Annotated in this window: 13 protein-coding genes and 1 tRNA gene; 7 read left to right on the forward strand and 7 right to left on the reverse strand. The window is 53.8% G+C overall.

Annotated features, from left to right (window positions below):
* Positions 1 to 266: 266 nt before the first annotated feature.
* Together SACSAC_RS20260 and SACSAC_RS20265 are read right to left on the reverse strand one after the other, a co-directional pair.
* On the reverse strand, positions 267 to 3,488 hold the full coding sequence (locus SACSAC_RS20260; protein ID WP_037289697.1) for a bifunctional cytochrome P450/NADPH--P450 reductase: 3,222 nt from the start codon (positions 3,486 to 3,488) through the stop codon (positions 267 to 269).
* A 389-nt stretch (positions 3,489 to 3,877) separates the two neighbouring features.
* Positions 3,878 to 4,234 carry a winged helix-turn-helix transcriptional regulator gene (locus SACSAC_RS20265; protein WP_037289699.1) on the reverse strand — a complete coding sequence of 119 codons (357 nt, stop codon included), beginning with the start codon at positions 4,232 to 4,234 and terminating at the stop codon, positions 3,878 to 3,880.
* Positions 4,235 to 4,520: 286 nt separating this feature from the next.
* Between SACSAC_RS20265 and hxlA the strand changes: the two genes are divergently transcribed.
* The 4 genes from hxlA (at position 4,521) to SACSAC_RS20285 (ending at position 7,426) form a co-directional block, all read left to right on the forward strand.
* A complete protein-coding gene (gene hxlA / locus SACSAC_RS20270) occupies positions 4,521 to 5,171 on the forward strand; it encodes a 3-hexulose-6-phosphate synthase (protein ID WP_037289701.1) in 651 nt (216 codons plus the stop codon).
* Positions 5,172 to 5,175: 4 nt separating this feature from the next.
* Positions 5,176 to 5,757 carry a 6-phospho-3-hexuloisomerase gene (hxlB, locus tag SACSAC_RS20275; RefSeq protein WP_037289703.1) on the forward strand — a complete coding sequence of 194 codons (582 nt, stop codon included), beginning with the start codon at positions 5,176 to 5,178 and terminating at the stop codon, positions 5,755 to 5,757.
* A 220-nt stretch (positions 5,758 to 5,977) separates the two neighbouring features.
* Positions 5,978 to 6,685, forward strand: a complete 708-nt coding sequence (locus SACSAC_RS20280) for a Na-translocating system protein MpsC family protein (protein ID WP_037289705.1) — start codon at positions 5,978 to 5,980, stop codon at positions 6,683 to 6,685.
* A 45-nt stretch (positions 6,686 to 6,730) separates the two neighbouring features.
* A complete protein-coding gene (locus SACSAC_RS20285; RefSeq protein WP_037289707.1) occupies positions 6,731 to 7,426 on the forward strand; it encodes a Na-translocating system protein MpsC family protein in 696 nt (231 codons plus the stop codon).
* 91 nt (positions 7,427 to 7,517) lie between these two features.
* Here the strand turns inward: SACSAC_RS20285 and SACSAC_RS20290 are convergent, their stop codons facing one another.
* The 3 genes from SACSAC_RS20290 to SACSAC_RS20300 form a co-directional block, all read right to left on the reverse strand.
* Positions 7,518 to 7,784: a hypothetical protein gene (locus tag SACSAC_RS20290; RefSeq protein WP_037289708.1), complete on the reverse strand. Its 267-nt coding sequence runs from the start codon at positions 7,782 to 7,784 to the stop codon at positions 7,518 to 7,520.
* 88 nt (positions 7,785 to 7,872) lie between these two features.
* Complete coding sequence (locus SACSAC_RS20295; RefSeq protein ID WP_037289709.1) at positions 7,873 to 8,460, reverse strand: hypothetical protein; 588 nt, start codon at positions 8,458 to 8,460, stop codon at positions 7,873 to 7,875.
* Positions 8,453 to 10,786 carry a beta-glucosidase family protein gene (locus SACSAC_RS20300; protein WP_037289711.1) on the reverse strand — a complete coding sequence of 778 codons (2,334 nt, stop codon included), beginning with the start codon at positions 10,784 to 10,786 and terminating at the stop codon, positions 8,453 to 8,455. The genes SACSAC_RS20295 and SACSAC_RS20300 overlap by 8 nt, the downstream gene beginning before the upstream one ends.
* A gap of 218 nt (positions 10,787 to 11,004) precedes the next feature.
* On the opposite strand from SACSAC_RS20300, the gene SACSAC_RS20305 reads away from it, so the two are divergent.
* Both SACSAC_RS20305 and SACSAC_RS20310 read left to right on the forward strand, forming a co-directional pair.
* Positions 11,005 to 11,820, forward strand: coding sequence for a helix-turn-helix domain-containing protein (locus SACSAC_RS20305; protein ID WP_051507286.1), 816 nt, complete (start codon positions 11,005 to 11,007; stop codon positions 11,818 to 11,820).
* A gap of 92 nt (positions 11,821 to 11,912) precedes the next feature.
* A tRNA-Val gene (locus tag SACSAC_RS20310) sits at positions 11,913 to 11,984 on the forward strand.
* 52 nt (positions 11,985 to 12,036) lie between these two features.
* Here the strand turns inward: SACSAC_RS20310 and SACSAC_RS20315 are convergent.
* Positions 12,037 to 12,549 (reverse strand): copper amine oxidase N-terminal domain-containing protein, encoded by a 513-nt coding sequence (locus SACSAC_RS20315; RefSeq protein WP_037289713.1) that lies wholly within the window; start codon positions 12,547 to 12,549, stop codon positions 12,037 to 12,039.
* 236 nt (positions 12,550 to 12,785) lie between these two features.
* Positions 12,786 to 12,998, reverse strand: a complete 213-nt coding sequence (locus SACSAC_RS20320; RefSeq protein WP_156951052.1) for a hypothetical protein — start codon at positions 12,996 to 12,998, stop codon at positions 12,786 to 12,788.
* Positions 12,999 to 13,166: 168 nt separating this feature from the next.
* Between SACSAC_RS20320 and SACSAC_RS20325 the strand changes: the two genes are divergently transcribed.
* Positions 13,167 to 13,487 (forward strand): hypothetical protein, encoded by a 321-nt coding sequence (locus tag SACSAC_RS20325; RefSeq protein WP_037289717.1) that lies wholly within the window; start codon positions 13,167 to 13,169, stop codon positions 13,485 to 13,487.
* The last annotated feature ends 47 nt before the right edge of the window (positions 13,488 to 13,534 follow it).

The raw sequence follows: 13,534 nt of genomic DNA on the forward strand, positions 1-13,534 counted from the left end.
GATTTCCCGATTGCAAAGGCGAACGCTTCGCTCCTGCACTGAACTCCCCCTCCGCCCTGCTTCGACGCTCGGATAAACGTTTAGGGATGTAGAGCTTGCGAGAAAAGGATCGACGCGAATTTGCGCCGATCCTTTTCTCGTTGCTTAAAACGCCTTATTTTTAGTTCGCATGAGTTATGCGCGCCCTGCTCCCTTCGGGAGGACGGGAGAGAGCTCTACTTCTACTTCTACTTCTACTTCTACTTATCATACAGCCTATTTGTGACTTAAATCCCTGTCCATACGTCCTTCACGTAGCGGCCGGATTCCTGGAGACCGTCGAGCCACTTCTGCGACTCTTCTTCGCTTGCGCCGTGAACGTCGGCGTAAGCGCGGCGCAGGGTGGTTTCGACGTCGGGTGCCATGCGGGTGCCGTCGCCGCAGACGTAGAAGATGCCTCCCGCGTCCAGCAGGCGGACGACTTCGGTTGTGTTTTCGGCCATGCGGTGCTGCACATAGGTTTTGGGTTGGCCGTCGACGCGGGAGAAAGCGGTGTGCAGGTGCACGAGACCTTCTTGAGCGTAGGCTTCCAATTCGTCTTGGTAGAGATAGTCGGTATCCGGGTTGCGGCAGCCGAAGTAGAGTTGGGCTTCGCCGAGGGCGATGCCTTGTTCATGTTGGACGTGACGGGCTTGCAGGAAGCCGCGGAACGGGGCCAACCCTGTTCCGGGGCCGACCATGATGATCGGCGTCGTTGGATCTTCCGGCAAAGCGAAGCCGCTGCCCGGGTCGCGGATAAAGGCGGATAGTTCGGTGCCTTCAGGGAGCGAAGCCAGGTAGTTGGAGGCAATGCCTGCGTATTCGCCGTTGCCGCTGCGCGCCGGGCCGCGAACGACGGCTACGGTGAGGCTTAGTTTGCTCGCGTCAAGCTTGGGTGAGCTGGAAATGGAGTAGTAACGCGGCTTCAATGGCGGAAGCAACGTCAAGAAGCGATGGAATTCCATTTCGCAGGCCCGGTATTTTTCCAGGATATCCAGCATGGTCAGGCGTTTGAACAAGACTTCGCGCTTATAGGTCTCGTCGTCGTTCATTAGGGCTTCGATTTCGACGCGATGCGGCGGACAAACGGTATGTTCCGCAAGTTCCTTGAGCTGTGCCCGGGTGGCAGGCTCCTGAAGTTCCACGCTGCTTGTGAGCAGTTCGCGCAGCTCTACGGCTTGATCCAACGGCAGATGCGCCGCCGCGCGGCCGCTGCCGCGAAGTTGCACTTGCGCATCTCCCTGAAGACCGAAACGGGATAAGACCCGATCCACTAACGTACGCGGATTGCGCGGCAGGACGCCCAGATGATCGCCTTCTTTGTATGAAGCGCCGGAAGGTACTTGCAGTTCGATATGCAAAGTGCTGCGTCCGCCTTCCGGCCGCTGCAGCTCGAAGCTGCGCAAGAGGGTCATCGGAATCGCGCCGTACGTATCCGCGAGCGGCGATGAAGATCGGGAATCCTGGATGAACTCGACCGCGATACCGCCTGCTTGTTCTTCTGCCGCTTCAGGTACCTTCGCTTCAATCCCCAATGCTTTTAGCGCGGCCGGCCACAGTTGAATTTTCCACTCGTCGAGCATTTGCTCGAAGTCATCGTTGGCATCGCCTTCGCCGCGTTCCAGCGCTTTTTGCCCGCCGATCCGTTCCAGCGCTTCATCGACCAGGCGAGGAATCCGCTGATAAGTGCTGGCCCAGTTGCGGTCCCCGCAACCAAAGACGGCGTAGTGCAGACCTTTTGCTTCGTTGGCTTGCGCCTTTTCCAACCAAGCGACGAAATTCCCTGCATTGGACGGCGGACGTCCGTTGTAGGAAGCGGTAACGACGATCAGCAGACCTTGTTTAGGGAGGTTATCCGTCGCGTTGTCCATTTTCGATACGGTCGGCCGGAAGCCGAAGCGCTCGCCCTCCTCGGCCAGCTCATGCGCAATCCCCTCCGCCGTTCCCAAATTGGAGCCGTACAAAATCGTTAACGGAGTCTCGTGTCGATTCACTTCGATAAGCTGTTCTCGGGATTCCGGTTCGGCAGCCGCTGCTCCGGCCGGACCGCTACCTTCGCTACCGAATACCGAACCGACCGGAGCCATCGGCGCATTGGCGCGCGGACGTACTTGCATCGTGAAGCCGTCCGGCTTGAGGGTTAGCGTCTCCTTGACCTTCAGTTCATAATTCGCGCCGTCCGCAAACTCGAAATGCCGCAGCAGCACTCCCAAGACCAGCGTTGCTTCGTGCAGGGCAAACTGCTGACCGATGCAAGCCCGCTGGCCGTTGCCGAAAGGCTTATAGGCATCGTCGGGCACTTTCGAAGGATCTTCGAACCGTTCGGGCCGGAAAGCTTCGACGTCGTCGCCCCATGCGTCTTTGTCCCGATGCAGCACCGGGATCAGCACATTGACCGCCTCGCCCTGTTTCATCGGGTAACGTCCGGCGAGCAGCGTATCTTCTTTGGCTCGCAGGGAAAAGGCTGGGGCGGTCGGCCAAAGTCGCAGCGATTCGCTCAAGATCATCCGGATGTACTTCATCTCGCGCACCTGCTTGTAAGTCGGCGCAGAGGAATCGCTCAGGATCCGGTCCACTTCGTCTTGCGCTTTTTTCAGCTTATCCGGATTATGCAGCAGGAAGTATAGGGCAAAAGACAGCAATCCGCTGGTCGTCTCGTGTCCCGCGATGAGGAAAGTAATGATCTGATAGCGGATATTTTCGTCGGACAATGCTTCGCCCGTATCGGAATCTTCGCCGCTCAGCATGTTATTCAATAAATCGTTCTCGCCCTGGTCCCCGTGTTCGCGGCGTTCCTTCACGATCTTGTCGACAAGCGAGAACATGTAGTCGATATCATGACGCATTTGCGCCTTTTTGCCGATCATCAGCTTATTCTGCACGCCCAGACGCTGAAGCTGACTCATGGCTTCGTCCAGCGAACGCGTCATGGCTTCAACGAACGGATGATTGGACTCCCGGTAAAAGCTGTTGAAGCGATAATGGAAACCGCATAGTCCGATCGTATCCAATGTCAGGCGAGTCATGTCTTCGGGCACGTCGACGAATTCTTCGGGATTCAGCCGCGCCCACTTCTGCACAAGCTGCATCGCGATATCGACCATCATATCGTGATAGCCGATCATGGCGCGTTGACTGAAGCTCGGCATCAAAATATTGTGCGCTTTGCGCCAGTTGGGTTCTTCCGTCCAGCTCGTAAACAGTCCGTCTCCGGCAAAGGAACGAACATTTTGCAGCGGAGCCCAGACATTTTTCTCGAATCGGGATTCGTCGCAGGCATCGCCTACCAGCTCTCGGCCGGAAATATAAAGATTGCCCGAACGTCCGGGCAGATCCATTTTGAAAATAGGACCCTGCTCCTCCGCCAGCTTCATGAGCGATTGGACGGGAGCTTTAGTATCGACGAGCGGCAAATTGCCGAGCGGGCCGAATGTTTTGGGTTGAGGAATGATCGTTTCGTTCGTTGCCATGTTTCGATCTCCTTTCTTTGCTTCAGCAGACCATATGACTGATTGACCCATTTGAGCATTCGGTTCTGAAGCACTTCTCTACCCTTGTCCCGTTCACCGCTGATTGAAACGAATTTTTCAGAAAATAAGCAAAAAGCCCTCCCCGTGTCTTCAGTCCCTATAAATAAGGAGCGAAGTATCGAAAAAGGCTGTTATTTAAAAAATGGTAAATATCGACGCTTTATCTTTCCCGCTCCACCGTAGCTGGAAGCGAGAAGACGGAGAGAAAAATTCAGTTCAAGACGCCTTTGAACTTGGAAAACCTACAACTAAAATTCCAATCCAGTTTTCCAAGTGAGACAGCGAATTGAACGAATTTTTCTCGCAGTCTTCTCGCTTCCCCGCCTACCTCACTTTTTCCAGATCACTTCTTCGCCGTACTTTTTGCCCCAATCGTACATCATGCGCAGCACGGGGGTCAGGCTTTCGCCGTAGGCGGTCAGCGAGTATTCGACTTTGGGCGGGACTTCACGGTACACTTCCCGATGGACGAGCAAGTCTTCCTCCAGTTCGCGCAATTGGTTGGTCAGCATCTTTTGCGTAATATTGGGAATCAGCTTTTTCAATTCGCTGAAGCGCTTCGTTCCTTCGAGTCCGAGATGCCAGAGGATGATCAGTTTCCACTTGCCTCCGATGACAGCCAGGGTGAGTTCTTTTTCGCAGTTGATTGCTTGCAGGTCGATCCGTTCTTTGACTTCGCTTGCCATCGTTAAATCCCTCCGTATATAGGTTGGTGAGTTCCAATAGTATACATTAGAACCGTACCTTCCTGCAAAGAAAGTAAGGGCAGATCGGATACCGGCTTCGCTCAATCCCTTGTCCCGCGCAATAGTATCCCCCACGTAACTTCCCCACTTCAAAGTGCCTTCTTCCGCTTCTGCCGGTTGAGGCTTACAATAAATCCAGACGGCACGCTGTCCGGTTCGCCCGGATCGCTGAAAATAAATTCGAACGTGCCTTAAACCCAACTTAACCGATAAGGAGTGTTTGTATATGAAATTGCAATTGGCATTGGATCTGGTCGACATCCCTGGAGCGATCGAAGTCGTTAAAGAGGTAGAAGCTTATATCGATATCGTGGAAATCGGCACGCCGATCGTCATCAACGAAGGCCTGCACGCGGTAAAAGCATTGAAAGAAGCGTTCCCGCAGCTCGACGTTCTGGCCGACCTGAAAGTCATGGACGCAGGCGGTTACGAAGTCATGAAAGCAACGGAAGCCGGCGCAAGCATCGTGACGGTTCTGGGCGCGTCGAACGACTCGACGATCCGCGGCGCCGTGGAAGAAGCGAAAAAGCACGGCACGCAAATCCTGATCGACATGATCAACGTGCCGAACCTGGCCGAGCGCGCCGCTCAAGTCGACGCTCTGGGCGTGGACTACATCTGCGTGCACACCGGCTACGATCTGCAAGCGGAAGGCCAAAGCCCGTTCGAAGACCTGCAAACGATCAAAGCCGTCGTGAAAAACGCGAAAACGGCTGTTGCCGGCGGCATCAAGCTGGACACGCTGCCGGGCGTTATCGCGGCTCAACCGGACCTCGTAATCGTAGGCGGCGGTATCGCGGGCCAAGACGACAAAGCAGCTACAGCCGCTGAAATGCGCCGCCTGATCCAAGAAGGTTCTGCTGCGGCTCAGGTCTAAGCATATGAGCAGCCAACCTTCGGCACTCGCGGTCACGACGGATTTTGCCGCGCAAGTGGCTGCCGAACTGACCGAGGCCGTGCGCGGCATCGATCAAGCGCAGGCCGAAGCATTCGTTGAAGCACTGGATAGCGCGGCAAACGTTTTTACGGCCGGCGCGGGACGCTCCGGCTTGATGGGCAAAGCTTTGGCGATGCGGTTGATGCACGGCGGCTCCGCGGCCCATGTGGTAGGGGAAACGACGACGCCGGGCATCGGTCCGGGCGATCTGCTCGTTATCGCATCGGGTTCGGGCGAGACCCGGACATTGGTGCCCATGGCTGAAAAAGCGCGTGAATTGGGCGCCGATGTTGCGGTGGTCACGTTGAAGCCCGACTCCACGCTCGCCAAGCTGGCGACGCTGGTCGTTCAGCTTCCGGGAGCTTCCAAGTCCCGCGAAAATGACGACTACGCAACCATCCAGCCGATGGGTTCGTTATTCGAGCAAACGCTGCTGCTGTTTTTCGACGCCTCCGTACTGCGCTTAATGCAGCGGCGGGGACTCGACGGCAACAAAATGTACGGCAAGCATGCCAACTTGGAATAACGCTCAGTACGAAATTTCAACCGAAAGCCGATTCTTCTTTACGAAGAGTCGGCTTTTTCGGGCTTTTTCCTTCTATCATGAACTTTCTTTTTTTCATAATCTGTCGATAAAAAGGTTCCGAGAACTTATTTAGGTTTATTTTTAAATTAGACGTTTCCTTGCCTTCCTTCTACTTCTACTAATGCTCCTGCACAATCCGAGAAAAGGAGCCGGACCCCTTATGTCCAATTACACCGTTTCGGACACGATTCGTTATAAGACGCTTTCTTTGTTCGCCGAGCATTTCGGCATTTCGCCGGCGCGCGTATCGGTAACGGTAAACGACAGCTGCGTCATCATCTGCGCGGAACGCTTTTTGCAGCCGATCGTGGAATCGATGATTCACGAAGCTTCGCAAGGCGCCCTTCAATCGACCCGGGAACTGATGGTCGGCTATTTGATGCCGGAACTTTGCCGTTATATCTTCAACGATTGCGGCCTTCCGGTCGAAACGCATGCCTACGATTGGAATGACGACGATCTATCCTGCCTGATTTTCATGATGTTCAGCGAGCCGGCCTGTTTGCGCGAAAACGAGCCTTACCCGGAGCAAAACAAAGTTCATCGCAATATCGCCACGCTGACATACGATCTTCAGCGGTTTCCGGAAAAAATCTATTCGTTTTGGATGGAACGCACAATGCTCGTGATCATTCGGGACGGCACGCTGACCGAGGTCGAAAAAGCTTTGATCGAAGACGAACATTGCGAAGTGTTGCGCATCTCCAAACGGCGGGTGGAAAAAAAGAAGTTTTGCGAAGAACCGCCGTTCGGCGGCATCGCGAATCGAAGCGTAAAAGGCATCTACATCGACTGGATTTTCCCGCACGATCGCAGCATATTGGTGTACGTATTCGATAAAGCCCGGCCGAAGCTATTTTACGACTGAGATCGAATCCAAACGCTACTTTATTCAAAGGAGACCTACTTGACCATGACGATTGAAAAAATCACCCACTCTATCCGACAAACCGTTTTTTCGTTATTCGAGACGAACTTCGGCAAACGACCCGAAGCCGTCAGGGTCTCCGCCAACGAAAAATGTTTGATTATCCGCATCGAAGGTTTTCTGGGCAGCATCATGGAAACGATGATTGCCGAAAAATCGTACGGCGCTTTGAACTCTACCCGGGAGCTTATCGTCGGCTACATGCTGTCGCAGCTCGACCAAGACTTGAGCAGCGAATTGAATTTGGACGTCGCCCATTTTTATTACGATTGGAACGACTCGGACCTGAGCTGCACCATTTCCGTCATTTTGCGGGAAGACGAGCATTATGCGTTGGACGATCCTTATCCGGGCAAAGAAGAAGTGCATCAGAAGGTCGTCGATATTACGCAAAAGGTACAAAAGGTCCCCGAGAAAATCCATTCGTTTTGGGTAGACGGCGATTTTCTGGTGGTCATCCGCGGCGGCCTGCTGATCGAATTGGAAACGGCGCTGCTGGAAGCCGGTCACGAATCCGCTCTGCGGATCGCCAAACGAAAAGTCGAAAAGCGCTATTTCGCGCAGAAAATGAATTTGGCCAAAATCGTGGGACGTCAGCCTACCGGCGTCTATCTCGACTGGGCGTTCGATCTGGACCGCAGCATGATCGTCTACTCTTTCGATTCCGAAACGAGCCGTTAAGGTAAATGGACAGATTTTGGATAAAAGGCAAACAAAAACCGGCCTGGTGAACAGGCCGGTTTTTTCAGTTGCTGCTTGTCGCTTTGTTGCGTCATTCGTTCTCGCCGGTCATTTCGATGCGGTCGATCCCTTGCACCGTGATCGACACTTCGAAATTGCCGTCGCCTACGGGACTCATCCTCAGCAGGCCCCGTTCGGCAAGATAGCGGTAAGCGAGCTTGCGCTCCGTCTCTCCGTTGATCTCGTCTCCGGACAAGATACTCGGCTCGCCCGCAAGCTCGAACCAACTGTCGTACAGCCTGCCCAGCACTTCGCGCCGAAGGCCCCGGCGGCGGTTGAACTGTCCCATGCGTTCCAAAAGACTTCTCCTCCTTCGTGTGTGGATCGCGGGGCCCTTCGCTTTGCGCTTCGGCTTCAAACGAAAGCCCTCACTTCCTATTACACGATTAAGGTCTTGTTCGACGCTCCGTCGATTCTCGAAGAATCCCGGCAGCCAAGGCATGAACGCGTTCCAGCTCCAAATCCGCTTCGATACGCGCATACGGATTATTCGGATCGATCGGCTCCGACTCGACGGCTGTCGCTTGCCGCACGATGTCCAGCAGGCGCTTCAACGCTTGAGGTTCCAGCATATCCGGATCGATGCAAGCGCAGGCCGTAAGCACGCCTTCAAACGCCAGGGCGATCGTCAGCGACAGGCTTTCGTACTGCTTCCACTTTTGCTCCGCGAACGTGACCAACGGCTCACCCGCACGCTCCGGCCGAAACCGCTTGAACGCTTCGCAAACGGCGTCTTCGTCGGCAAAGCCCAATTCTTCAAGCAGACGGCGTACCGCAACTTCCGAACCCCGTTCCGCCAAAGCCAGATAAGCCAGCTTCCGATGCGGTTTCTTTTTGGAATCCGCCAGTTCGAGCAGAGCCGCTTCGTTCGGGTGCTCCAGACCTTCCGCCGCTAAAGCGGCTTGCAGTTTCTCCAGCTCTTTCGCGGAAAAATCAGGCTTGACGCCGTCTTGGAAAAACGGACGATCAGCCATTAAGCTTCTCCAACAGTTCGTTGAGCTTTTGCTCGCCGTCCGGTTTGGCAGCGAAACCGACCGCGGCCCGAAGCGGCAGGTAACGTCCGACCGCCTCCATCATGCCGGCCTGATCGTGTCCATCGTCATCTTCATCTTCGCTCTGCGCTGCCTTTTCGTCCTCCGCAGGCGGCGTGAACAGTCCGCCTTGCAGGAATTCGTCCAGCAGCGCTTTCTTCTCCGGGGACAGGCGTCCCGGCTGCATCAAGTCGCCGATCAGCGAGTTGCGATGCACCGGTTCCAGGACAGGCTGGTCGCCTTCGATCTGCACTTCGGCCGTCAGCGCGATATCGCGCGAAGACGATCCGACGCCCACCTCGAACATGCCGCTCTCCACGCGCCAACCGCCGGTTTGAACGTCGTAGTAGGCGAAGGCTCTGCGGTCGAGCGTCAACGACACCGTCTTGCTTTCGCCCGGCTCAAGCTCTACTTTTTCAAACCCCTTCAATTCTTGCTGAGGACGGTCCACGGTGCTTTCCACGTCGCGGACATACAGCTGCACGATCTCCTTAGCCGCGACGCTGCCCGTATTTTTCACCTGCACGCTGACTTCAAGACCTGCATCCGCCGAAGTCTGCGAAGCGCTCAGCTTCAGCTCGGAGTAAGCAAACGTCGTATAGGACAAGCCAAAACCGAACGGGAACAATGGCTGTATCGCCTTCTTGTCATAATAACGGTAGCCGACGTAAATGCCTTCCCGGTATTCTACCCGGTCGCCGACGCCGGGGAAACTGAGATACGCCGGCGTGTCTTCGATACGCACCGGGAACGTCTCGGCCAGCTTGCCGGAAGGACTCACGTTGCCGAACAGAATATCCGCGATCGCGCCGCCCAGTGCTTGACCGCCGAGATAGGCTTCCAGCAGCCCTTTGACCCCGCCGAGCCACGGCATCTCAACAGGCGAGCCGTTGCTGAGGACGACGACCAGATTCGGCTGCGCTTTCGACAGTTCTTCGATCAGCTTGAGTTGGTTGTCCGGCAAACGCAGATGCGTGCGGTCATACCCTTCCGACTCGTAAGCATCCGGCAGTCCCGCATAGAGCACGACCACGTCGGAATTCGCTGCCAGTTTCACCGCTTCCGCAATTTTCGCTTCGTCGACGGTGTCGCCTTTGAGGCTGTAGCCGCTCGCATAACTGACCTCGGCATCGCCCGCTTCCTGCACAAACTCGTCATACGCGACTTCCAGCTTGGTCGGCTTGATATGCGAGCTGCCGCCGCCTTGGTAACGGGGACGTTTCGCCAGTTCGCCGATGACCGCGATTTTGCCCGAGCGCTTCAGCGGCAGGACGCGATCGTCGTTTTTGAGCAGCACCATGCTTTCGCGGGCCACGCGGCGGGCAAGAGCATGATGCTCGTCTTTATCATACGTCGCATTTTCGACTTTCTCGGCCACGGAACGGAACACGACGCGCAGAATTCGCTCAACAGCCGCGTTCAATTTCTCCTCGGATAACGTGCCGTTTTTGACCGCTTCCGCGATCTTGCCGTCCCCGATTCCGCCGCTCGACGGCATTTCCAGCTCCAGTCCCGCCGCAAGCCCTTCCGCCCGTTCGTTTACGGCGCCCCAGTCGGATACGACGAAGCCTTCCAATCCCCACTCTTCCTTTAAAATATCATTCAGCAGGTACGGATGTTCTGAAGCATACGTGCCGTTGACGCGGTTGTACGAGCACATCACTGTCCACGGTTGGCCTTTTTTAACCGCGCCCTCGAAGCTCGCCAGATAGATTTCGCGCAGCGTGCGCTCGTCGACGATCGCGTCCACGGACATGCGGCGATGCTCCTGATTATTGACGGCAAAATGCTTCAGCGACGTGCCGACGCCCTGGCTTTGCACGCCCTGGATATGGCTGGCCGCGATCTCCGAGGATAGGTACGGATCTTCGGAAAAGTATTCGAAGTTGCGTCCGCACAGCGGCGAGCGCTTGATGTTCGCACCCGGTCCGAGCAGCACCGCCACGTTCTCCGCCTGACATTCTTCGCCGAGCGCCGTGCCCATTTGCCGGATCAGGTCGCGGTCCCACGACGATGCGATCCCGGCCGCCGAAGGAAAACAGGTCGCGGGCACGCTGTCGTTCAGCCCCAGGTGATCCGCGCCTTCCGCCTGCTTGCGCAATCCGTGCGGACCGTCGGTCACCATCACGGACGGAATGCCCAGACGCTCGATGCCTTTGGTATGCCAGAAATCCTGACCCGAGCAAAGGCCCGCTTTTTCCTCCAACGTCATTTGAGCGATCAGTTCTTTGATATTCGGCGTTTCTTTGGCTTGATTATGCTGACTCATATTCGATCTCCTCTCGGTATGGGGCAGGAATGGCGAAGATACTTGCAAGACTAACTAAGTTGTTATTTGGACCGTTTGGCGGCATTTTAATCGTTCACGATTATTGTAGAGCGTTTTCATTGCAAAATTCTATTAAGAAAAAGACCTTTTTTGTAGTTTTCGCAGCTAACCTTTAAAATGATAGCAAGAAGATTCGGGAGGGCGAGGGATTGTTGGATATGGAGAAAAGCCGAAGCGAAACGGGCGATACGTTGATGAAAGATCAGAAGGTAATCCATGACGTCTCGACGTCCTTTTCCGCCTTCGCGGACGATCGGGAGCTGCTGCGCAATCTGGCGAGAAGTCGGCAAAATCAACATCTGCATCACGACCTCCCTACCGAACGCAAAATGCTGCAATACATACGCGAAGGCCGCGGCGAGGAATTGGAAGCTTTTTTGACGGACTGGGGGCAGCGCGAAGATTTCGGCATCTTGTCCCGCAGCAGCTTGCTTCGCCATAAGAAAAATCTGACGATCTGCGGCATTACGCTCTATACGCGGGCGGCGATCGAAGGCGGATTGAATGCCGAGATTGCATTTACGCTCAGCGATCTGTTGATCCAGCGCGTGGAAGAGCAGCATTCGCCGGAAGACGTGGATCGGTTGTCGACCGTCGCGGTACGCGAATTCGCGCAGCGGGTACGGAAAGCACGGGAATCTTCGGGCAGCGGTACGTTCGAGGCTTGCCGGCAGTACATTTTCAATCATTTGTATGAGGAACTGCCTCTCTCCCGTCTAGGCGCCGCGACCGGGCTTAACCCCTCTTATCTGTCTCGACTGTGCAAAAAGGAAACGGGGTTGTCGCTGTCTGCTTATATTCGGCGGGAGAAAGTGGAGGAAGCGAAAAGACTGTTGGAATTGAACGAGTATACGTTGTCGGAGATTTGCGTGCTGCTGCGGTTTAATGATCAGAGTCATTTTACGCAGGTGTTTAAAGCATGGAGCGGAGTAACGCCGGGGGCGTATCGGAAACGGTTTGCGAAGAAAAATTGAAGATTTTAGGGGAAAGTGCTTGCTATACGTCTGGGACCTATGGTATGATCTTTCTTGTCGACAAGAGTTCAACTCTTGTGCAAGCCATATGAAGGACGGTAGCTCAGCGGGAGAGCACTATCTTGACAGGGTAGGGGTCATGGGTTCGATCCCCATCCGTCCTATACTTAAAAACCACTTGGATATCCAAGTGGTTTTTTGTTGTGTGAATATAAATTACTCAGTAACCTTTGCAACTTTATTAGCATTATCCCACTTTACAGTTGCACCTGCTGCCTCTACTGCATTTCTCAAACTTACAAAGACACGATTGCTTTTCGTCTCAATGAACGGAACGTGACGCATAGGTAAAGTCTTCTTCCCATTTACTTCACTAGTAAAACTTTTTAAAGAATATTTTAACTCAAGCCCAGACTTCGAGGCAGTAAGAGCCAAGCGATTTTTATCAAAAGTAAATTCCATTCCTAACTGTTCAAAAAGATCTTTAGCAGGTACCATTAGGCTTCCGTTTACAATAACTGGTTTAGGGGTAGTGCTTAGAGCTTTTCCATTCCAATTCAAATTGCCTATTGTAGAATGCGAATATGGATTATCTACAACATATGGAGGCTCCACGAGACCAACCGGCGGTTCCGAATCAACATGATTAGTTGCGGCGCTCGCTTGTACGCTTAAACCAATTGCCGTGCCTGCTACCATTAAAAATGAGAAGATCTTTTTTGTTCTCAAAAGTACTACCTCCTTTAATTATTTTGTTTAATCATATGAACGATGTTCATTGGAAAAAGTTGCATTTAACTTATATATTTATTAAGGCGTGTCTTCAAACCTCGGTAAAAGATGCACGTTGGCAGGTTTGAAGACACGCCCTAGATAACTCATGCAACCATAAACGTAAAAAACCGCTCCTTTTACAAAGGAACGGTTCGTGCGCACGAGCTTTATCTAATTGCCAAATTTCTATTCTACGCTTCTTCCCCGCTATCCTCTTCCCGAATATCATAAAACCAGAAATACTTGATCGTCGCCGTGTTGATGGTATTGCCGTCGATCTCGATCCACGCATTCGAGGTGATATCTTCCGGCAGTCGTTCGAACTCTTCTTCGCCGATTCCGATCTCCAGCACTTCTCCGTCGGTGAAATGAATCGCGATTACTGTCGTTTCTTCCGTTTCCATCTTCACGCCTCCCCCTTTGGTTTCGACTCCCCTTTTCAATTCGACGCCGCCGGTCCGTTTCCTTTTTCTTGACCGCATCTCCTATTTTCGAAAACGCATACGGTAGATTTGGGTTGCTGCCTTCCCTTCTGGTAAACTGAAAGAGACTTCAATTAGAGGAGGATGTTCATGCAGCTTAATCAACTGACCCGTCAGGGAGAAGAGCTTCGTCATAAAGTCGAGAAGGCCGAGGATTTTCGGAATATTACGCTCTGGCTGTCCAGCGCCGCCGTTTATTTGGAAGCCCGGCACAAAGGGCTCAAAGAAACGGCTTCGTTCATCGCGGAAAAAGACAAGTTCAAATCGCTCGTGCTCGACAAGGAAGAGTATTCGATCAATCTGTTCGACTCCCTGATCGGAACGCTCAAAGCAATTGAGATGCTGGAAGACATGCAATCTCAGAAACAAAGCGAATCGAGCCGCGGCGCGCGCAACTGGAACGACTTTTAAATACCTACGTTCCCTTTCAACTCTTAATCACAGGTTTACGTTTTCCT

It is taken from the genome of Saccharibacillus sacchari DSM 19268 (assembly GCF_000585395.1).
In the GTDB taxonomy this organism is placed as follows: domain Bacteria; phylum Bacillota; class Bacilli; order Paenibacillales; family Paenibacillaceae; genus Saccharibacillus; species Saccharibacillus sacchari.